At 71.8% G+C, this 19,174-nt stretch carries 12 protein-coding genes; 8 read left to right on the top strand and 4 right to left on the bottom strand.

Annotated elements, in window-relative coordinates:
- The coding region (locus tag VED21_RS35885) for a GNAT family N-acetyltransferase (protein WP_324890785.1) at positions 1-272 on the bottom strand (272 nt) is incomplete at its 3' end.
- Between the two features lie 176 nt (positions 273-448).
- Here VED21_RS35885 and VED21_RS35880 point away from each other — a divergent pair.
- Positions 449-820 carry a group III truncated hemoglobin gene (locus tag VED21_RS35880; RefSeq protein ID WP_324890783.1) on the top strand — a complete coding sequence of 124 codons (372 nt, stop codon included), beginning with the start codon at positions 449-451 and terminating at the stop codon, positions 818-820.
- Between the two features lie 40 nt (positions 821-860).
- The gene (locus VED21_RS35875) at positions 861-1,901 is read left to right on the top strand and encodes an alpha/beta fold hydrolase (RefSeq protein ID WP_324890781.1); all 1,041 of its coding nucleotides are present in this window, start codon (positions 861-863) and stop codon (positions 1,899-1,901) included.
- 152 nt (positions 1,902-2,053) lie between these two features.
- On the opposite strand, the gene VED21_RS35870 is transcribed toward VED21_RS35875, so the two are convergent.
- Positions 2,054-3,415, bottom strand: a complete 1,362-nt coding sequence (locus VED21_RS35870; RefSeq protein WP_324890779.1) for an NAD(P)/FAD-dependent oxidoreductase — start codon at positions 3,413-3,415, stop codon at positions 2,054-2,056.
- Positions 3,416-3,619: 204 nt separating this feature from the next.
- Between VED21_RS35870 and VED21_RS35865 the strand changes: the two genes are divergently transcribed.
- From VED21_RS35865 to galK, 5 genes are all read left to right on the top strand, one after another.
- Positions 3,620-4,207 (top strand): ferritin-like domain-containing protein, encoded by a 588-nt coding sequence (locus VED21_RS35865; protein WP_324890777.1) that lies wholly within the window; start codon positions 3,620-3,622, stop codon positions 4,205-4,207.
- An 86-nt stretch (positions 4,208-4,293) separates the two neighbouring features.
- Positions 4,294-9,891: a malto-oligosyltrehalose trehalohydrolase gene (gene treZ / locus VED21_RS35860; protein WP_324890775.1), complete on the top strand. Its 5,598-nt coding sequence runs from the start codon at positions 4,294-4,296 to the stop codon at positions 9,889-9,891.
- A 9-nt stretch (positions 9,892-9,900) separates the two neighbouring features.
- Positions 9,901-10,395: a DUF2243 domain-containing protein gene (locus VED21_RS35855; RefSeq protein ID WP_324890773.1), complete on the top strand. Its 495-nt coding sequence runs from the start codon at positions 9,901-9,903 to the stop codon at positions 10,393-10,395.
- Positions 10,350-11,522, top strand: a complete 1,173-nt coding sequence (locus VED21_RS35850; RefSeq protein WP_324890771.1) for a hypothetical protein — start codon at positions 10,350-10,352, stop codon at positions 11,520-11,522. Before VED21_RS35855 ends, VED21_RS35850 begins: the two co-directional genes overlap by 46 nt.
- Positions 11,519-12,580: a galactokinase gene (gene galK, locus VED21_RS35845; protein WP_324890769.1), complete on the top strand. Its 1,062-nt coding sequence runs from the start codon at positions 11,519-11,521 to the stop codon at positions 12,578-12,580. Before VED21_RS35850 ends, galK begins: the two co-directional genes overlap by 4 nt.
- Before the next feature lie 3 nt (positions 12,581-12,583).
- On the opposite strand, the gene VED21_RS35840 is transcribed toward galK, so the two are convergent.
- Together VED21_RS35840 and VED21_RS35835 are read right to left on the bottom strand one after the other, a co-directional pair.
- On the bottom strand, positions 12,584-13,624 hold the full coding sequence (locus tag VED21_RS35840) for a hypothetical protein (RefSeq protein WP_324890767.1): 1,041 nt from the start codon (positions 13,622-13,624) through the stop codon (positions 12,584-12,586).
- Positions 13,625-13,864: 240 nt separating this feature from the next.
- Positions 13,865-16,096, bottom strand: coding sequence for a family 1 glycosylhydrolase (locus VED21_RS35835; RefSeq protein WP_324890765.1), 2,232 nt, complete (start codon positions 16,094-16,096; stop codon positions 13,865-13,867).
- 304 nt (positions 16,097-16,400) lie between these two features.
- Between VED21_RS35835 and VED21_RS35830 the strand changes: the two genes are divergently transcribed.
- Complete coding sequence (locus VED21_RS35830; RefSeq protein ID WP_324890764.1) at positions 16,401-19,148, top strand: glycoside hydrolase family 2 protein; 2,748 nt, start codon at positions 16,401-16,403, stop codon at positions 19,146-19,148.
- The last annotated feature ends 26 nt before the right edge of the window (positions 19,149-19,174 follow it).

Here is a 19,174-nt window from a genome sequence, read left to right as displayed (position 1 = left end):
GCCAGCAGGTCGTGGTGTTCCCGGTGGCGGCGCATCCACAGGGATGCGTAGCTGCAGATCGGCACGACGCGCAGCCCCTCGGCGCGCGCCCGCTCCATGATGCCCTGCATCAGCCGGCCGGCGGCACCCGTGCCGCGCAGGGACGGCGGCGCCTCGACGTAGGGGATGTAGAGGGTGGTACCGTCGCGGCGGTACGTCGCGAACACGGTCTTGCCGTCCACGTCCAACTCGTAACGGCCCTTTGCGGGGTTCTCCCGCACGGGGGTGGTCATCGTTTGCAACCTCGTCGCTGTCTTGAGACGTCAGGTCGGGTTGGCACACACTCCTGTCAACACGACGTGCGGCCGATCGGCACGGGATTTGCGAGAACGCTTGGCGTATGATCCCGCAACCGCCACAGGGAATCCCGCCGATGCCGCACGACCCCGTCCCCGTCCATGAGGAGCCCGTGACCGAGGCAATGGTCACCGAACTGGTGCACCGCTTCTACGACCGCGCCCGCCAGGACCCCATGCTGGGTCCGGTGTTCGAGAAGGCCATCCGCAACTGGGACGGCCATCTGGCCGAGATCGAGACGTTCTGGTCCTCGCACCTGCGCGGCACCGGCGGCTACAAGGGCAGCCCCTTCATGGCGCACGTCGGCCTGGGGTTGGAGCCCGAGTCCTTCGACCGCTGGCTCGACCTGTTCGGCCGGACGGCGCGCGAGGTGCTGCCGGCCTCCGCCGCGGAGCGGGCCATCGCCAAGGCCAACCACATGTCGGTCAGCCTCAAGGCGGGCCTGTTCACCATCGCTGGCCGCCCGTACCAGACGCCGCGCTGACTGTTGTTTCCTGCGACCCGACGGACAAAGGAGTGGCCGGATGTTCGCGCTGCACATGATGGACCGGATGCGGCGGATGCGCGGCCTGATGCTGGACGCCGCTGGCTTCGGGCCGGAGGAGACGCCCTTCCGCGTCATCGCCGCGCGGCCGGGCTTCCGGTTGCGCGCCTACGGCGGCCCGGCGGACGGGCCGGCGCTGCTGATCGTGCCCGCGCCGATCAAGCGTCCGTATATCTGGGACATCGCGCCGGGTTCCAGCGCCGTGCGCCGCTGCCTGGACGCCGGCCTGCGCGTCCACCTGATCGAGTGGACCGAGCCGGATGAGGGCGCGCCCGACACCGGCCTCGCCGACTACGCCGATCGCCACATCGCGGCGGCCGTTGATGCGGTGCAGGCCGGCGGCGGTGCGAAGCGGGTGCTGCTGGCCGGCCATTCACTGGGCGGCACCCTGGCCGCCGTCTTCGCCGCCGCGCACCCGCAGCGGGTGGCGGCCCTGCTCCTCCTGGAAGCACCTCTGGCCTTCGGGCCGAACGCCGGGGATCTTGCCGCGCTGGTCGCCAAGGCGCCGCCGGCCGGCACGCTGCTGGACGGCGCCGCCTCGGTGCCCGGATCGCTGCTGAACAACGCCAGCGTGCGCGCCGCGCCCGACGCCTTCTCCGGCGAGGTGTGGCGCGACCGACTGGCCAGCCTTGGCGACCCGCAGGACACGCGCCTGCACACCCGCGTCATCCGTTGGACGCTGGACGAGTTCGCCATGCCCGCCCGCCTGTTCGAGGACGTGGTGGAGCGCCTGTACCGCGAGGACCGCTTCGCCAAAGGCACGCTGCCCCTGGGAAGCCGGACGGTCGGTTCCGCCGCAATCGCATGCCCGGTGCTGGCCGTGGTCGACCCGCGCAGCACGGTGATCCCGGCTGCCGCCACGCTCTCGGCCCTGTCCGCCGTGCCGGAGGTGCGGGTGCTGCACTACACCGGCGACCGCGGCGTGGCGCTGCAGCACGTCGGCGTCCTGGTCGGCCGCTCGGCGCACGAGGGGCTGTGGCCGCAGATCACGGAATGGCTGTCCGCGCACGGGACGAAGTAAAGGGCTGGCCGCTCGCGCGGCCAGCCCAGTTCCAACAACGGTTTTCCATCGGAGAGTCGGCTTGTCGAACGCGGGGGAGACGCCCTCAAGCCACCCCTTCCAACACCACGCGCGGTGCGCTGCTGCCGGAATCAACGGCGATATGTCTTCCGTTAAGCGCGGTTGCGCTGCCTCTCCTCCTGGGGCCGCTCCTCGGCCGGCGCCTCCCGCTCAACGGTCGGCGGCAGCGGCGCCGGCACGTCGCCGGTGATCAGCCGGGCGCCGCGCTGGTAGGTCATGTAGCGCCACAGCCATTGCAGGCTGACCAGCAGCCGCTTCTCGAACCCCACCAGCAGGTAGACGTGAACGATGGCCCACAGCAGCCACGCGAACCACCCCTTCAGCCGATAGCGGCCGAAGTCGAATACGGCGGCGCTGCGCCCGACGATGGCCGTGTTGCCGCGCATGCGGAAGCGGAACGCCGGCATCGCCTCGCCCCGCTCCAGATTGGCGGCCAGCGCGCGGCCCAGGTGGATGCCCTGCTGCTTGGCCACCTGCGCCAACCCCGGCAGCGGCTTGCCGTCGTCGCCGGCCACCGCCGCCGTGTCGCCCAGCGCGTAGACGCCCTCAAGCCCCGGCACCGACAGGTCCGGCGCCACCGAGATGCGGCCGGCACGGTCGGTCTCCACGCCCAGCCATGTGCCGGCGGGTGAGGCCTTCACCCCGGCCCCCCATACGATGGTGCCGGCCGGCACGAAGCGGCCGTTGATCACCGCCCCGCCCGCCTCGATCCGCTCCACCGCCTGACCGGTCAGCACGGTGACGCCCAGCCGGTCCAGGGCGCGGCGGGCGTAGTTCGACAGCTCCTCCGGGAAGGCCGCCAGGATCCGTGGCCCGGCCTCCACCAGCAGGATCCTGGCGGAGCGCGTGTCGATGCGGCGGAAGTCGCGGGCCAGCGTGTAGCGGGCGAGTTCCGCGGCCGAGCCGGCCATCTCCACCCCCGTCGGCCCGCCGCCGACGATGATGGTGGTCATCAGCGCCTTCTGCTGCTCCGGATCGGCGGTCACCTCGGCCTGCTCGAAACAGCCCAGCAGGCGGGCGCGGATCTGGCGCGCGTCCTCGATGGTCTTCAGCCCCGGCGCCACCTTCGCCCACTCGTCGTGCCCGAAGTAGCTGTAGGAGGAGCCGGTGGCCAGCACCAGCCGGTCGTAGGGCACGAAGCTGCCGTCGGCCAGCACCACGCGGCGCGCGGCGTGGTCGACGCCCTTCACCTCCCCCAGGATGACGTCGACGTTGGGGTAGCGGTTCAGCACCTTGCGGATGGGCTGGGCGATGTCGGCGGGCGACAGGGCGGCGGTCGCCACCTGGTACAGCAGCGGCACGAACAGGTGGTAGTTGCGCCGGTCGATCACCGTGACGCGCACGTTCGTACCGCCCAGTTCCGCGGCGCACGCCAAGCCGCCGAAGCCGGCGCCGACGATGACGACGTGCGGGTGGTTGTCCACGGGCGCTGGTGTCCGGTTGAGCTGCGGCACGGTCTTCTCCCTCCTCTGCGTTCGGTCTGAAAACCGCCGCCGCGCCGAAGCATTCCGCACCGCAACCGAAGCGTCACCGAAGCAATCCGCTATGTCGGAGGAGGTAGCCGCCCCGCCAGGACGGACCGTCTGGGCGTGAGCAAGGCTGCGCCCCCCTGTTGAGCCCCAGCCGAAAGACCACGGGCGGACGCCCACGGAGGGATCATGAACACCCGTACGCACCCCGACACGCCGGCCCTGATCGCCGAGTTGATCGACCTGCTGCAGCTGGAATACGACGCGCTCCCGGTCTACACGCTGGCGATCAGCGCGGTCGGGAACCCCGAGGCGCGTGACGCGCTCGCCGCGTTCCGCGACGACCACCAGCGCCACATCCGCGACCTGTCCGCCCTGTTGCGCGACCTGGGCGGCGTGCGCGTGCCGCTGCCGCACCTGCCCACCGGCCTGCTCAAGCTGGGCGTGCAGGTGGCGGCCCTGCCCGGCGGCGACCGCGCCATCCTGCTGGCCTTCAAGTCCAACGAGTGGCAATCGCAGGCCAAGTACGCCCGCCACGCCGCCCGCGCCCACCCGCCCGAGGTGGCCGAGGTGCTGCGCCGCAACGCCGAGGACGAGGCGCGCCACTACGCCTGGGCGTGCCGCACGCTGGAGGCGATGGGCTGCGGCTCCCGCTCCTTCGTGGGTGCGGCCACCGACGTCTTCGCCCGCGTGCACGGCACCAACGCCGACGTGATCGAGGCTGCTGGCCGCGGCGTGCTGGAGGCGACCGCCCGCCTTGTCCGCCCGTCCGCATGATCCGCCCGTCCGCGTGAGTTGTTCGCGCATCGCGTGTTGATCCCCCGGAAGCCCGCCAGCAAAAGTTCGCCATCAGGAGAGGCCACGTGCGCCACGCCGCCCAACGGATCCAAGCCCCGCTCGACCGCGATGCCCTGTCCCATCTCGAACAGAACGTCCTGCCCGCCTTCATCGCCGAACGGCGCTGGTACGCCGCCAAGGACGCCGGCACGCCGCGCGTGCGCATCGCCGACGCCATGACCCTGCCCGTGGCGGGCGGAGCGGTGCTGGTCTGCCTGGTGCGGGTCGAGCCGCCGGGCGCTGCGGCGCAAACATACCTGCTGCCGCTCACACTCGACCGCGGCGGCGCGGCGCAGCCCGGCGATCCCTACACCATCGCCGGCCCGGAGGGCGGCCACTGGTCCGCCACGCTGCGCGATGCTTGCGGCGAGGAGGCGTTCGTGCGCGCCGCGTTGGACGGCATCCGCACCGGCGGGCGCATCGATGGCTTGTCCTTCCACCGCACCAAGGCCTTCGCCGCCGTCGAGGGCGCGCTGTCCGGCGACGTGACGCTGCGCTGGCCGGGCGCGGAGCAGTCCAACACCTCCGTCCGCGTCGGCGACGCGGCGATCCTGAAAAGCATCCGCAAGCTCGAATCCGGCACGCACCCGGAGGTGGAGATGACCCGCTTCCTGACGGAGGTCGCGGGCTATACCGGCACGCCGCCGCTGCTGGGCTGGGTCGAGCGCACGGGCGACAAGGGCCCCACCACGCTGGGCATGCTGCAGGCGCTGGTGCCGGACGCCGTCGACGGCTGGGCGCACGTCACCGGCCGGCTGGTCGAACGGCTGAACAGCTTCGACGGCGCGCAGGCCGACGACCAGTCCCTGCTGACGCTGCCGCGCACGCTGGGCCGGCGCACGGCGGAGCTGCACCGCGCCCTCGCCACCCCCACCGACGACGACGCCTTCCGCCCCGAACCGGTGGACACCGTCGTGCTGGAGGAGTGGGCGGAGGATGTCCGCCGCATGGCGCGCACCACGCTGGACAAGCTGCGCAGCGCGCTGGACCGGCTGGACGGCGCCACCGCCGTGCAGGCCGCCGCACTCGCCGCCGCCGAAGGCGCCGTGATGGCGCAAATCGGCGCGCTCACCCCCGCCTCCGTCACCCTCGCCCGCACGCGCCTGCACGGTGACTTCCACCTGGGGCAGGTGCTGGTGTCCGGCGACGACGTGTTCATCATCGATTTCGAAGGGGAGCCGATGCGCCCGCTGGCGGAGCGGCGCGCCAAGCACTGCGCCTTGCGCGACGTGGCGGGAATGCTGCGCTCCTTCGCCTACGCCGCCGCCACCGCGCGCCGCGGCCTGCCGGACGATCTGGACGAGCCGACGCGCGCCGCGCGCACGGCGTGGATCGGCTGGTGGGAGGGCGCGGCGGGCGGCGCCTTCCTGGACGGCTACCGCGCGGCCATCGGCGACTGCCCCTCCTTCCCCGCCGATCCCGGCACGGCCGCGCAGCTGCTGAAGCTGTTCCTGCTGGAAAAGGCGTTCTACGAGGTGGGGTACGAACTGGCGAACCGGCCGGACTGGCTGGCGATCCCGCTGTCGGGCGTCACCGCCATCCTTCAGGCCGACGCCGGGCCGGACGTGGCCGACGCCGCCCCCGGCGCCATCGGGCAGGCGGCCCCCGGATCGGTGGCGCTGGGCGAGGCGCGGGCGCACGCCATGCCCTTCGGCGCCCAGGTGCTGCCGGACGGCACCGTGCGCTTCCGCCTGTGGGCGCCGGCCGCCGGGCACGTCTCGCTGCTGCTGGAAGACGTGGGCGCGCCCCTTCCGATGCTGAGCGTTGCGGACGGCTGGTACGAGTGGACCACCGCGCAGGCCAGCGCCGGCACCCGCTACCGCTTCGTGCTGGACGACGGGCAGGAGGTGCCCGACCCCGCCTCGCGCTACCAGCCGGGCGACGTGCACGGCTTCAGCGAGGTCATCGACCCCACCGTCTACCCCTGGTCCGACACGGCGTGGCAGGGCCGGCCGTGGCACGAGACCATCCTCTATGAGCTGCACGTCGGCACCTTCACGCCCGAGGGTACCTTCCGCGCCGCCATCGACCGGCTGGACGATCTGGTGGAGTTGGGCGTCACGGCCGTCGAGCTGATGCCGGTCAGCGACTTCCCCGGTGCCCGCAACTGGGGCTACGACGGCGTGCTGCCCTTCGCGCCGGACAGCGCCTATGGCCGGCCGGAGGACATGAAGGCGCTGGTGGACGCGGCGCACGCGCGCGGCCTGATGGTCTTCCTGGACGTCGTCTACAACCACTTCGGGCCGGAGGGGAACTACCTCCACGCCTACGCCTGCCCGTTCTTCACCGACCGGCACCAGACGCCGTGGGGCGCCGCGATCAACGTGGACGGCGTGGACAGCGCCAACGTGCGCGAGTTCTTCATCCACAACGCGCTCTACTGGATCGAGGAGTTCCACCTGGACGGCCTGCGCTTCGACGCCGTGCACGCCATTATCGACGACAGCGACCGCCCCTTCCTGGAGGAGCTGGCGGAGCGTGTGCAGGCCCTGACCACCGGCCGCCGCCACGTCCACCTCGTGCTGGAGAACGACGCCAACCAGGCCCGCTTCCTGGCCCGCACCCCGGACGGCCGCCCGCGCTGGCACACCGCGCAGTGGGCGGACGACCTGCACCACGGGTTGCACACGGCAGCGACCGGGGAGGCCGGCGGCTACTACGTCGACTACGCCGGGGCCACCCACAGGCTGGGCCGCGCGATGGCCGAAGGCTTCGCCTTCCAGGGCGAGCCCACCGCCTTCCGAGGCGAGCCGCGCGGGGAGCCGTCGGCCCACCTGCCGCCCACCGCCTTCGTCGGCTTCCTGCAGAACCACGACCAGATCGGCAACCGCGCGTTCGGCGAGCGTATCGCCCAGATCGCCCCGCCGGAGGCCGTGCGGGCGGCGGCGGCCGTCTACCTGCTGGCCCCGCAGGTCCCCATGCTGTTCATGGGGGAGGAGTGGGCGTCGAACCGCCCCTTCCCCTTCTTCTGCGATTTCGGCCCCGAACTGGCCAAGGCCGTGCACATGGGGCGGCGGGAAGAATTCGCCGCCTTCCCCGAGTTCCAGGATCCGGAGGCGCGCGCCCGCATCCCCGACCCCACGGCACCCGACACGTTCGACAGCGCCAAGCTGGACTGGGAGAGCCGGGACGAGCCGCCGCACGCCGAGTGGCTGTCCTGGTACCGCCGGGCGATCGAGACGCGCAGGCGCGAGATCGTCCCGCACCTGGAGGGCACGCCCGGCGGCACCGGCCGCTACGAGGTGGTGGGCCGCAGCGGCCTGAGCGTGCAATGGCGGCTCGGCGACGGCAGCCGCCTGCACCTGCGCGCCAACCTGTCCGACACCCCCACCCCCGGCCTGACCGACGCGCCGGGCCGCGTGGTGTGGACCGAGGGCGAGGGCGTGCGTGACGGCGTGCTGTCCCCCTGGTCGGTGATCTGGTCGATCGAGGAGGCGAGCGCCCTCGACCGCCTCGCCGAGCGCATGGGGATCGAGGCGGAGTACACGGACGCCGCCGGCAAGACCGTGCGCACCACGCCCGACACCGCCCGCGCGCTGCTCTCCGCCATGGGCGTGGACGCCCCGGACGAGGACACCGCCACCGCCCGGCTGGCCGGGATCGAGCGGGCCGAGCTGGCGCGCCCGCTGCCGCCGGTCGCCGTCCTGCGCTACGACCGGCCGCCCTTCGCCGTGACCGTCACCTTGCCGGCCGGCAGCGGTGAGCTGCATTGGACGCTGGCCCAGGAGGACGGCGCGGAACGCACCGGCGCCGTCCTGTTCGGCGACCTGCCGCTGGTCCGTCGCGCCGGCCTGGACGGACGGGACGTGGAGGTGCGCCGCCTCGACCTCGGCTTGGCACCGCCTCTCGGCTACCACCGCCTGCGCGTGGAGGGTGACGGCAACGGCGCCGAGACGACCGTCATCATCGTGCCCGACCGCTGCCACCTGCCCGTTCCGCTGGAGATGGGGGAGCGGGTGTGGGGCCTGTCGGCGCAGCTCTACACCCTGCGGTCCGGCAGCGACTGGGGCATGGGCGATTTCGGCGACCTCGCCAACCTCGCGGAGATCGCCGCCGGGCACGGCGCCGCGGTGATCGGGCTGAACCCGCTGCACGCGCTGTTCCTCGACCGCCCGGACCAGGCCAGCCCCTATTCCCCCGCCAGCCGCCTGTTCCTCAACCCGCTCTACATCGACGTCAGCGCGGTGCCGGAGTTGATGACCTGCGCGGAGGCCCGCGCCCGCTTGGCCGACGCCGACTTCCGGCAGGCCATCGCGGCGGCGCAAGGCGCGGAATACGTGGACTACCCGGCGGTGGCCGCGCTCAAGCTGCCGGTGCTGGAAATGCTGTTCCACGCCTTCCAGTCCGGCGCGTCGGCGGAGCGCCGCGCCGCCTTCGCCGCCTTCCGCGCGGAGTGGGGCGAGGTGCTGGACCGCTTCTGCGTCTTCCAGGCCCTGCGCGAACGCTTTGCCGCCGACGATCCCGCGCAGGCCGACTGGCGCCGCTGGCCGGCAGCGTTCCGCGACCCGGCCTCCCCCGAGGTCGCCCGCTTCGCCGACGTCAACCGCGACCGGCTGGACTTCCTGGCGTGGCTGCAATGGGTGGCGGACGACCAGCTGGCCAACGCCGAGGCGCACGCCCGCACCCGCGGCATGGCCATCGGCCTCTACCGCGACCTCGCCGTCGGCGCCGACAGCGCGGGGGTGGAGACCTGGGCGGCCCCGCACGTGGTGGTGTCGGCCGCGCACGTCGGCGCCCCGCCCGACCTGTTCAACCCCGCCGGCCAGGACTGGGGCCTGCCGCCCTTCCACCCGCGCGCCTTGCGGGAAGAGGCGTACGCCGGCTTCATCCGCCTGCTGCGCGCCAACATGCGCCACGCCGGCGGCCTGCGCATCGACCACGCCATGGCGCTCCAGCACGTCTACTGGATCCCGGAGGGGCATCCGCCCGGCGAGGGCGCCTACGTCGCCTACCCCATGGAGGACATGCTGGGCATCCTGGCGTTGGAGAGCGTGCGCCACCGCTGCCTCGTCGTCGGCGAAGACCTGGGCACCGTCCCGGCGGGCTTCCGCGAGCGCATGGCGGAGGCCGGGGTGCTCAGCTACCGCGTGGTGTTCTTCGAATGGGCGGCGGACGGCCGCTTCGTCGGCCCCGACGCCTACCCCTACCTGGCGCTGGCCACCGTGGGCAGCCACGATCTCGCCACCCTGCGCGGCTGGTGGGAGGGGCACGACATCGATCTGAAGGAGGAAAAGGGCCTCTACCCCGCCCCCGGCGAGGCCGAAAGGCAGCGGACGCGCCGCGACGAGGAACGCGCCCACCTGATCGAGGCGGTGCGCACCGCCGGCCTGCCGCTGCCGGCCAGCTTCGGCAGCGCATCGCCCTTCGACGACGGGCTGGGGCACGCGGTGCACGCCTTCCTGGCGCGCACCAACGCCGCCATCGCCATGGTGCAGCTGGACGACCTGACGGGCGAGGCCGCGCAGGTCAACCTGCCCGGCACCGTGGACCAGTACCCCAACTGGCGCCGCAAGCTCTCGTTGAGCCTGGAGGAGCTGTCCGACGACCTGCGCGCCAGCGCCATCGCCAACATCCTGGCCGCTGCCCGCCCGGCGCCGGCCGCGGACAAACCCGCCGCCGGGTAAGGGGCCGCCATGCAACGGCAGACCGCCCCGAACCGCAACGGCCCGCTGGTGCGGGCCGGGGTGGTGCTCGGCCTCTCGTTCGGCGGCTTCTTCGACGGCATCGTCTTCCACCAGGTGCTGCAATGGCACCACATGCTGACCGGCGTGGCGGACGCGGCGGTGCGCGACGACATAACGCTGAACACGCTGGCCGACGGACTCTTCCACGTCGCCAGCTATGTCCTCGGCCTGATCGGGCTGCTGATGCTGTGGCGGGCGCGGGTGGAGTTGGTGGGGCCGCGCTCCGGCCGCGTCCTGGCTGGGGCCATGATCGGCGGGGCCGGGCTGTTCAACCTCGTCGAAGGGCTGGTCAACCACCAGCTTCTGGGTATCCACCATCTGCGCACCGACGTGGCGAACCCGCTGCCGTGGGACATGGCCTTCCTGGCATCGGGCGTTCTGCTGATGGCGGTCGGCTGGTGGCTGGTCCGCGCCGCCACCAGCGCCGCCAGCGCCGAACGCTGATCTCCGCCCGCGACGACCGGCGTGCGGCGCTGTTCACGTCTCCAATGACCGCAACGGCGGGGGCGAGGGTGCAACCGGGAGCCGATTTCCACAAACGCACATACCAGAAGCCGGACGGCCGCAAGCTCTACCTCTACGGCCGGCAGCCGCACGAGCTGCCGGTGACGGAGGAGCTGGAGCCCGGCCCCGTCTCCACCCCGCACCTGCGCTGGCATCCGCTGCGCGGCGAGTGGGTGGCCTACGCCAGCCACCGGCAGGAACGCACCTTCAAGCCGCCGGCCGAGTTCTGCCCGCTGTGCCCCGTGCAGCCCGGCGGATTCCCCGGCGAGATCCCCTTCGCCGACTTCGAGGTCGCGGTGTTCGAAAACCGCTTCCCCGCCTTCCACCCCGGCGCGCCGGAACCGCCGGAGCTGCCCATCCCCACCCGCCCCGCCAAGGGCCAGTGCGAGGTGGTGGTCTACAGCTCCGCCCACCGCGGCTCGGTCGGTGAGCTGTCGCGCGAGCGGCGGGAGCTGCTGGTGCGCGTGTGGGCGGACCGCTACCGCGACCTGCTGGCGCACGACATGGTCGCCTTCGTCATGCCGTTCGAGAACCGGGGCGAGGAGATCGGCGTCACCCTGCACCACCCGCACGGGCAGATCTACGCCTTCCCCTTCGTGCCGCCGGCCGTGGCGCCGATGGTCGCCGCCTTCCGCGAAGGGCCGGTGCTGTCCACCCTGCGCGAGCGCATCGGCGATGCCTACGACATCGCCGGGAACGAGCATGCGGTGGCCTTCGTGCCGCCGTGTGCCCGCTTCCCCAGCGAGGTGTGGCTGATGCCGCGCGCCTTCCACCCCGGCCCCTGGACCTTCTCCGACGCCGAGACGCTGGGCTTCGCCGACGTTCTGGGGGAGGTGGTGGCGCGCTACGACGCGCTCTACGGGCGGCCGATGCCCTACCTCTGCATCCTCTACGCCGCCCCCAAGGGCGAGGAGGACCGCTTCCACTTTCACATCCAGTTCTTCCCCTTCCTGCGCACCGGCGACCGCCTGAAGTACCTGGCGGGGTGCGAGCAGGGGGCGGGCACCTTCCTGGTCGACGGGCTGCCGGAGCAGATGGCCGCCCGCCTGCGCGAGGTGAGGCCATGAGCGACCTGTACACCAAGACCTTCGGCACCGACCCGGCCGCCACCGAGAAGGCGCCGGCGCGCGCCAACCTGCTGGGCGAGCACACCGACTACAACGACGGCTTCGTGTTGCCCACGCCGCTCCCCTACTTCACCACGGTGTCGGTCGGCCCCGGCAAGCCCGGCGAGGTCGAGGCCTTCGCCGCCCAGTTCAACGAGACGCTGACCCGCCGCCTCGACGCCCCGGCGCACGGCGACTGGCTGGACTACGTTCTGGGCTGCGTGCGCGTGGTGCAGCAGCAGCGCGTCCCCGTCGAAGGGCTGCGCGTCGCCATCGAAAGCGACGTGCCCATGGGGGCCGGCATCTCCAGTTCCGCGGCGCTGGAGGTTGCGACGCTGCGGGCGCTGCGCCGCTGGCTGGAGCTGTCGATCGACGACGAGATGTTGGCGCGGATGGGCCAGCGCGCGGAGTCCGGCTACGTCGGCATGCCCTGCGGCATCATGGACCAGATGGTCAGCTCCGTCGGCCGCCCCGGCGCGGCGCTGTTCCTCGACACACGCTCGTCCGATTACGAGCACGTGCCGCTGCCGCGCAGCCATGAACTGGCGGTCGTGCATTCCGGCGTGTCGCATAAGCTGACCGACGGCGGCTACCGCCAGCGCCGGACGGAGTGCGAGCAGGCGGCGGCCGCCCTGAACGTCGCCAGCCTGCGCGAGCTGGACGTCGGCGATCTGCCCGCCATCGAGGCGCTGCCCGAACCGCTGAACCGCCGCGCCCGCCACGTCATCACCGAGAACCGCCGCGTGCTGGACGGGGTGCAGGCCCTGCGGGCCGGCGACGCGCAGGCCTTCGGCCGCCTGATGGTGGAGAGCCACCGCTCCCAGCGCGACGACTACGCCGTGTCGGTGCCGGAGGTCGACGCGCTGGTGGAGAGTGCGCTTCAGCGCGGCGCGCTGGGCGCCCGCCTGACCGGCGGCGGCTTCGGCGGGTGCATCATCGCGCTGGTATCGGATGCAAAGGCATGGTGGCCCGCCGTGCAGGCGGACCACCCCAACGCCTGGCTGGTGTACCCGCGGTGATGCTTACTCCGCCCCCAGCGCCGGCACCATGCCGGCCGGGACCGGCGTGACCACCGCCGGGGCGCTGCCCTGCGCGTCGTCCAGCGGGCCGGCGGCGTCGACCTCGGCCAGGAAGGCCTTGATGGCGGGCATCGTCTCCATCCACTGCTTCTGCACCTCGATGCCCGACCCCACCACGTTCAGCACGTAGGTGGACCAGCTGAGCGAGGCCAGGAAGTAGCCCAGCGAGAAGGTGCCGGCGTCCACGTACCAGGCACCCACCACCCAGGTGCACAGGTTGGTCACGTTGATGATCAGGCCGCGCCCGAAGTTGAAGCGCAGGAAGCGCCGGCCGGTGTGCGCGCCGAACTCGGCGTAGGTGCCGAAGCGCTGGTCGTACTCGTCGCCCGTCGCGCGCTGCTTGCCCTCGACCACGATGGCCAGGAAGTGGCGGAAGGCGTGCGTGTGCCAGCGCTGGCGCTCGTAATCCAGTTCCTGCAGGCGGGTGTAGAGCGGCTTCAGCACCGTGTTCAGGTAGATGGTCGCCAGGATGTCCAGCAGGCCGCCGATCACCACGATCACGCCGATCAGCGGGTACCACCACAGCAGCAGGCCCAGCGTCACCACGCCCGGCACCACCAGCGGGATGACGATGCGGAACAGGCTGTTCACGAACTGCGTCACCACGACCTCGCCGCGCTCGATCACCGCCTGTTGCATGGCGGTGTCGTGCGCCGCCGGATCGCGGCGGGAGCGCAGCAGGTGGCGCAGGATGCCCACGCCCAGGTGGCGCGGCCCGGCGTACTGGAAGCAGGCAAGATCGACCCGGCCCAGCACGTAGGGCAGGATGTTGCCGTGGCAGATCCAGAAGACGAAGGCCGTGCCCACCATCATGTAGATGGCGTCCAGCGCATGGTGCTGCGCCATGGCGTCGATCACCCTCCCGCCGAACAGCGGCACGAGCAGGTCGCCGGCCCGCTGGAGCATGATCAGCGCCGAGATCAGCGCCAGCGCCTTCCAGAACGGCTTGAACAGCCCCAGGATCCGTCGGACGATCGCCAGCATGTCAACCTCGAATGAAACCGACCGGGCGCCACGGTCACCGGGCCACAAGAAGCGGCCAACGCCATGACCGAAGCCTGACCAGTTATGCTTAATTGAATGTAAAGCCGTGCCGATGCCCCAGAATTGCTTTCCCTATTATTGAGGAAGGGAATCGACGCGCGCATTCTCCATGAAAATGTCATGCCCGGGACTGGTCCCGGGCATGACGTTTTTGGGGGAAAGGAGAGGAAGAGGGAGCGGCTACACCCCCACAGCCTCCGCGTCCGGCAGGCGCAGCAGCAGATCCTCCGGCCGTTCGGCGTGGAAGCGGCGCAGCGCGTCCTCCAGCGACGGCAGCCCGGCGCCGCGGACGGAGCGCAGCGCGCTGTACGCCGGGCGGGGTGCCGTCCAATTCAGGTCCGCAGCGGGCACCCCCAGCACCCGCTGCGGATCCAGCCCGGCGTCGCGAACCGCGCCGCGGGCGAACTCGGCCCAGGTCACCGCCCCGGTGTTGGCGAGGTGCCAGACGCCGCGCTCGCCGTCCATCAGGAGGTCGAGCGCCACGTTCACCACGTCGGGCAGGTAGCTGGGCGAAACAACGACGTCGCAGGCCGCCGAGAAGAACCGCCCGCCGGCCACCGCGCGGATGGCGCGGGCGGCGAGGTTGCGGTCGTCCCACGGCCCGAAGGCGGGGCCGGAGCGCACCACCAGCGCGTCCGGGTCGGCGTCGAGCAGCAACCGCTCCGCCTCCGCCTTCGCGGCGCCATAGGCGCCGAGCGGTGCAGGGGAGTCGTCCTCGGTGTAGGGTACGGTCCTGTCCCCGCCGAACACCAAGTGGCTGGAGAAGGCCAGCAGCGGCACGCCGGCCGCCCGGCAGGTAGCGCCCAGCACGTCCACGCCGACGACGTTCTCGCGCCGGCAGCGCCCCGGCTCCCGCTCCGCCGCGTCGACGCGGGCGAAGCCGGCGGCGTTGATCACCGCCCACGGCCGGTGCCGCGCCAGCGCCGCGGCGGCCGAGGCCGGGTCGGCGATGTCCATCGCCCCACGCGGCAGCAGAACGTAGGGCAGCCCGCGCACCACGCACAGCCGCGCCACCGCGCGGGCCAGCGCGCCGTCGCCGCCGGTGATCAGCAGCGGGCGCGGCGCGTGCGCCGGGGGCGTCCACCGGCCGCGCGCCGGGGCGAACGGGTCGCAGCGCACCGGCGTCCAGTGGAAGCGGTCCTCGCGATGCCACCAGCCCGGCGCGTCGAACACCGGGTGGTCGGCCGTCCCCGTGGTCGCCAGTTCGCGCACGAGGCGCGCCAGCGCCGTCGGCCGCAGCGCCGGCCCGCGCACGTCGAAGACCCCGGACTCATAGAACCCCGCCCGCCGCGTCAACAGGCTGTTCCAGTCGTAGCTGCCCAGCAGCGCCCACGCCGTCACTGCGCGGATGTCGACGCCGCGCCCGCGCAGCCGGTGTGCGGCGTCCCACGCCTCCTTCAGCCAGCGCAGTTGCTCCTCGCGGCTTGAGCCGTTGTGCACCTCGGTGGCGGCGATGGGCAGGCGGTAGCGCTCCCACGCCTCCTCCAGCAGCGCCTCCAGGCCCACGGTGCCCTCGGCCACCACGCGGATGGCCTCCACGTCGACATAGCGGTCGCGGTCGTTGCCGCCGGCCCGCACACCGGGATAGCGCTTCACCCGGTCGTCCAGGAAGCGCTCGCTGGTCAGGTAATGGTCGATGCCCAGGACATCGGGCGGGCACGGGTCGGCCGCCAACTCGTCCAACTCGTCCTCAAACCCGCCTTCGGCCATGTAGGACCACAGCGGGTGCTCGCGCGTCACGCGGCCGGCCAGCAGGTCGAAGGTCAGCCAGCGGCGGTAGTTCTCGTGCTCCGCCTCATAGGCGAGGCGCGGCGTGCTGTGGCACTTGCCCAGATCCTCGGTCTGCACCAGCCGGGCGGCCGGGTTGACGGCGCGGATCGCGCGCATGGCCAGCACCGTGCCCTTGATCTGGTTGATCAGGATGCGGCGGAAGGTGGCGTGGTCGCGGGCGTGCGGGTACCACAGGCCATAGAGGCCGCAGAATCGCGCGGTCGTCAGCGGCTCGTTCACCGGGGTGTAGAGGTCGACCCACGGGTAGCGCTCGGCCACGCGGGCGGCGTAGGCGGCGAACTTCTGCGGGAAATCGGGCTGCGTCAGGTCGGTGCCGCGCGGCCCGTTGCCGTGGTGCAGCAGCGCCGCGATGGGCCGCACGCCGAGTTCCCGCAGCCGCCCCAGCCGCTCGTCCGTCCAGCGCCAATCGGCCTTCTCCAGCCCCTCCGGCGCCACCCGCTCCCACAGCACCGGGTAGCGGATCGCGGTGATGCCCAGCGCGGCGAAAGCATCCAGATCCTCAACGCGCTCGTGGTGGCCGCTCAGCCGCGTCTGGTCGACGAAGCGGTCGCGCAGCCGGGCGACGGTGCATTCCACCCCACCCCACATCTCGATCGCCCGAATCTCGGTCAGTTGCGCCACGGCCACTTCTCCTCGCATCTGCGCCGGAATTGAGGCCCGATGTCGCGCCGAGTATGGTTAGCAGAAGATTAACAATGGCGACCGAAGCACCCCCGCCGGTTTTTGTCACATCCCCAAATAGATCCCGCTTTTTGTCACAGCCGCGCAAGTCCAGGAAACCCGCGGACCTCCGTCACCTGTCCTTTTGCGCACAGCTCGCAGCGACCGTTGGTTATTTTTCGTTAACCATGATCCTCGAACACTTCGCCCCACTTGCCGGGCGCGTCTTCAACAGGCGCCGGCTACAGCGAATGCGGAGCGAAGCGTGCAGCGCAACACCCTCTCCCTCGACGGCGCATGGGATTTCAAGTACCTCGGCGACACGGCAGTCGCCCTGGAGGATGTCCGTGACTGGCGGACCTGCGTGGTCCCCGCCCCCTGGCAGGCGCAGTTCGACGACCTGCGCGACCATATGGGCCGCGCCTGGTACCGCCGCGACGTGGAGGTGCCCGCCGACTGGGCCGGCGCGCCGATGTTCCTGTGCTTCGGCGCGGTGAACTACTTCTCGCGCGTCCTGGTCAACGGCATCGAGGTGGCGGTGCACGAGGGCGGCTACCTGCCCTTCGAGGTCGACGTTACCCGCTTCCTGCGCCCCGGCCGCAACGAGCTGGCGGTGTCGGTGACGGCGCCGACCGACGATCCCGACGCCTATCCCGAGTTCCCCTTCGCCGAGACGCCCTTCGGCAAGCAGAGCTGGTACGGGCCGCTGAGCGGCATCTGGCAGTCCGTCCGCCTGGAACGCCGCGCCACCGACCACATCACGTCGGTCCGCCTCGTCCCCGACCTGGAGGCCGGCACGGTGCGCGTCACGGTGGACCTCGTCCGCCCGTTGCGCCGCGATCATGACATCGATCTGGACGTGACCGGGCCGGACGGCGTCACCGTTGCGGCGCTGGTCGAGGCCGTGGCCGCCGGCCAGGACCGCGTCACCGCCACCATCTCCGTGACACAGCCGCAGGCGTGGTCGCCCGACACCCCCAACCTCTACCGCCTGAAGGCGGCGCTGCGCCAGGATGGGGAACTGGTGGACACGCTGTCCGAAAGCTTCGGCTTCCGCACCGTCACCGTGAAGGACGGCCGCATCCACCTGAACGGCGCGCCGGTCATGCTGCGCGCGGCGCTGGACCAGGACTATTACCCGGACGGCATCTGCACGGTGCCCTCGGAGGAGTTCCTGGAGGACCAGTTCCGCAAGGCCAAGGAACTCGGCCTCAACTGCCTGCGCTGCCACATCAAGGTGCCGGACCCCCGCTATTACGCGGTCGCCGACCGCGTCGGCCTGCTGATCTGGACGGAGTTGCCGAACGCCGGCCGCCTGACCGGCCCGGCCGCCGAGCGCCTGGAGGCCACGCTGAAAGGCATCGTCGAGCGTGACGGCAACCATCCGTCCATCATCTGCTGGACGATCATCAACGAGAACTGGGGCACCGACCTGGTGCACAACCAGGAGCACCGCGACTGGGTCAACGCGACCTACCGCCGGCTCAAGGAATTCGACCCGACCCGTCTGGTCGTCGACAACTCGCCCCTCTACCCCAGCTTCCACGTCCAGTCCGACATCGAGGATTATCACTTCTACGCGGCCATCCCCGACCACCGCCATTCCTGGGACGGCTTCGTCGATCGCATGGCCAACCGCGCGGAGGCGACCTACAGCCACCATGGCGATGCCAGGCGCACCGGGCAGGAGCCGATCATGTGCTCCGAATTCGGCAACTGGGGCCTGCCCGACCCGAAGCTGCTGCGCGACGCCGACGGCAAGGAGCCGTGGTGGTTCGAGACCGGCCATGACTGGGGCGAGGGCGTGATGTACGCCCACGGCGTCGAAACGCGCTTCCACTCCTATGGCCTGGACCGCGTGTTCGGCACCATGGAGCGCTTCGTCGAGGCGGCGCAGTGGCAGCAGTTCCGCGCCCTGAAGTACCAGATCGAGGCGATGCGCCGTCAGCCGAACCTCGCCGGCTACGTCATCACCGAGTTCACCGACTGCCACTGGGAGTCGAACGGCCTGCTCGACATGCGGCGCAACCCGCGCGCCTTCCACAATGTGTTCCACACCATCAACGCCGACACGGTGGTGGTGCCGCAGTGGAACCGCGTGGCCTATTGGGAAGGCGAGGAGGTCGAGGTCGGCCTCGCCGCCGCGCACGGCCGCGGCGACACGGTGGACGGCGTGGAGATGCGCTGGTCGCTGGACGCCGCCGGCCTGGGCGACCGCGAGCCGATGGAGCTGACACCCGGCGTGCGCCACGCCCGCCCGGCCAGCTTCCGCGCCCCGAACGTGGCGCAGCCGGAGGTCCACCGCCTGGAGCTGGAGATCGCCACCGGCGACGGCGTGCTGGCGACCAACCACGTGGAGTTGGCGATCCATCCCCGCCGCGTGGCCCCGCCGGCCGGCGCCGTCGCGGTGTGGTCCCCGGACGCCGACCTGGCCGAGCGCTTCGCCGCGCTGGGCTACGCCACGGCCCCGGACGCCAGGGCGGCCGACCTGATCGTCGCCCGACGCCTGGACGACGCGTTGGGGGCCGAGGTGCGCGCCGGAGCCCGTCTGGTCGTCCTGGCCGACGAGCCGCAGGAGCTTCAGCCGATGTTCCCGCACTTCCAGAACGTCCGCGTGGTGCCGCGCCACGGCTCCATGTGGCTGGGGGCGTGGGCCTCGTCCTTCTCGTGGGTGAAGCGCACGGGGGCGTTCGCCCGGCTGCCGGGCGGTCCGCTGATCGACCACAGCTTCGACCGGGTGATCCCCGACCACGTCATCGCCAACTGCACCACCTGGGACTTCCAGGCCCGCGTGCACGCCGGCATGGTGGTTGGCTGGGTGCACAAGCCGGCCGCGCTGATCGTGGAGCGCGACTGCGGCCACGGCCGCATGGTGGCGACCACCTTCCGCCTGCTGAACGACGCCCCCGGCGCCGACCCGACGGCCACGGCCATCCTCGACGGCCTCGTCGAACTGGCCCTGAAGGGCCGCGACACCGCCGGCACCGAGCGCGTCCGCGAGACGGTGGGGTAACACGGGGCAACGCGTAGGTTCGGGTT

Origin of the sequence: Azospirillum sp. (genome assembly GCF_035627195.1) — a bacterium.
Lineage (GTDB): Bacteria > Pseudomonadota > Alphaproteobacteria > Azospirillales > Azospirillaceae > Azospirillum.
The sequence above is the reverse complement of the archived record's forward strand: the minus strand, read 5'-3'. Positions and strand labels throughout refer to the sequence as shown.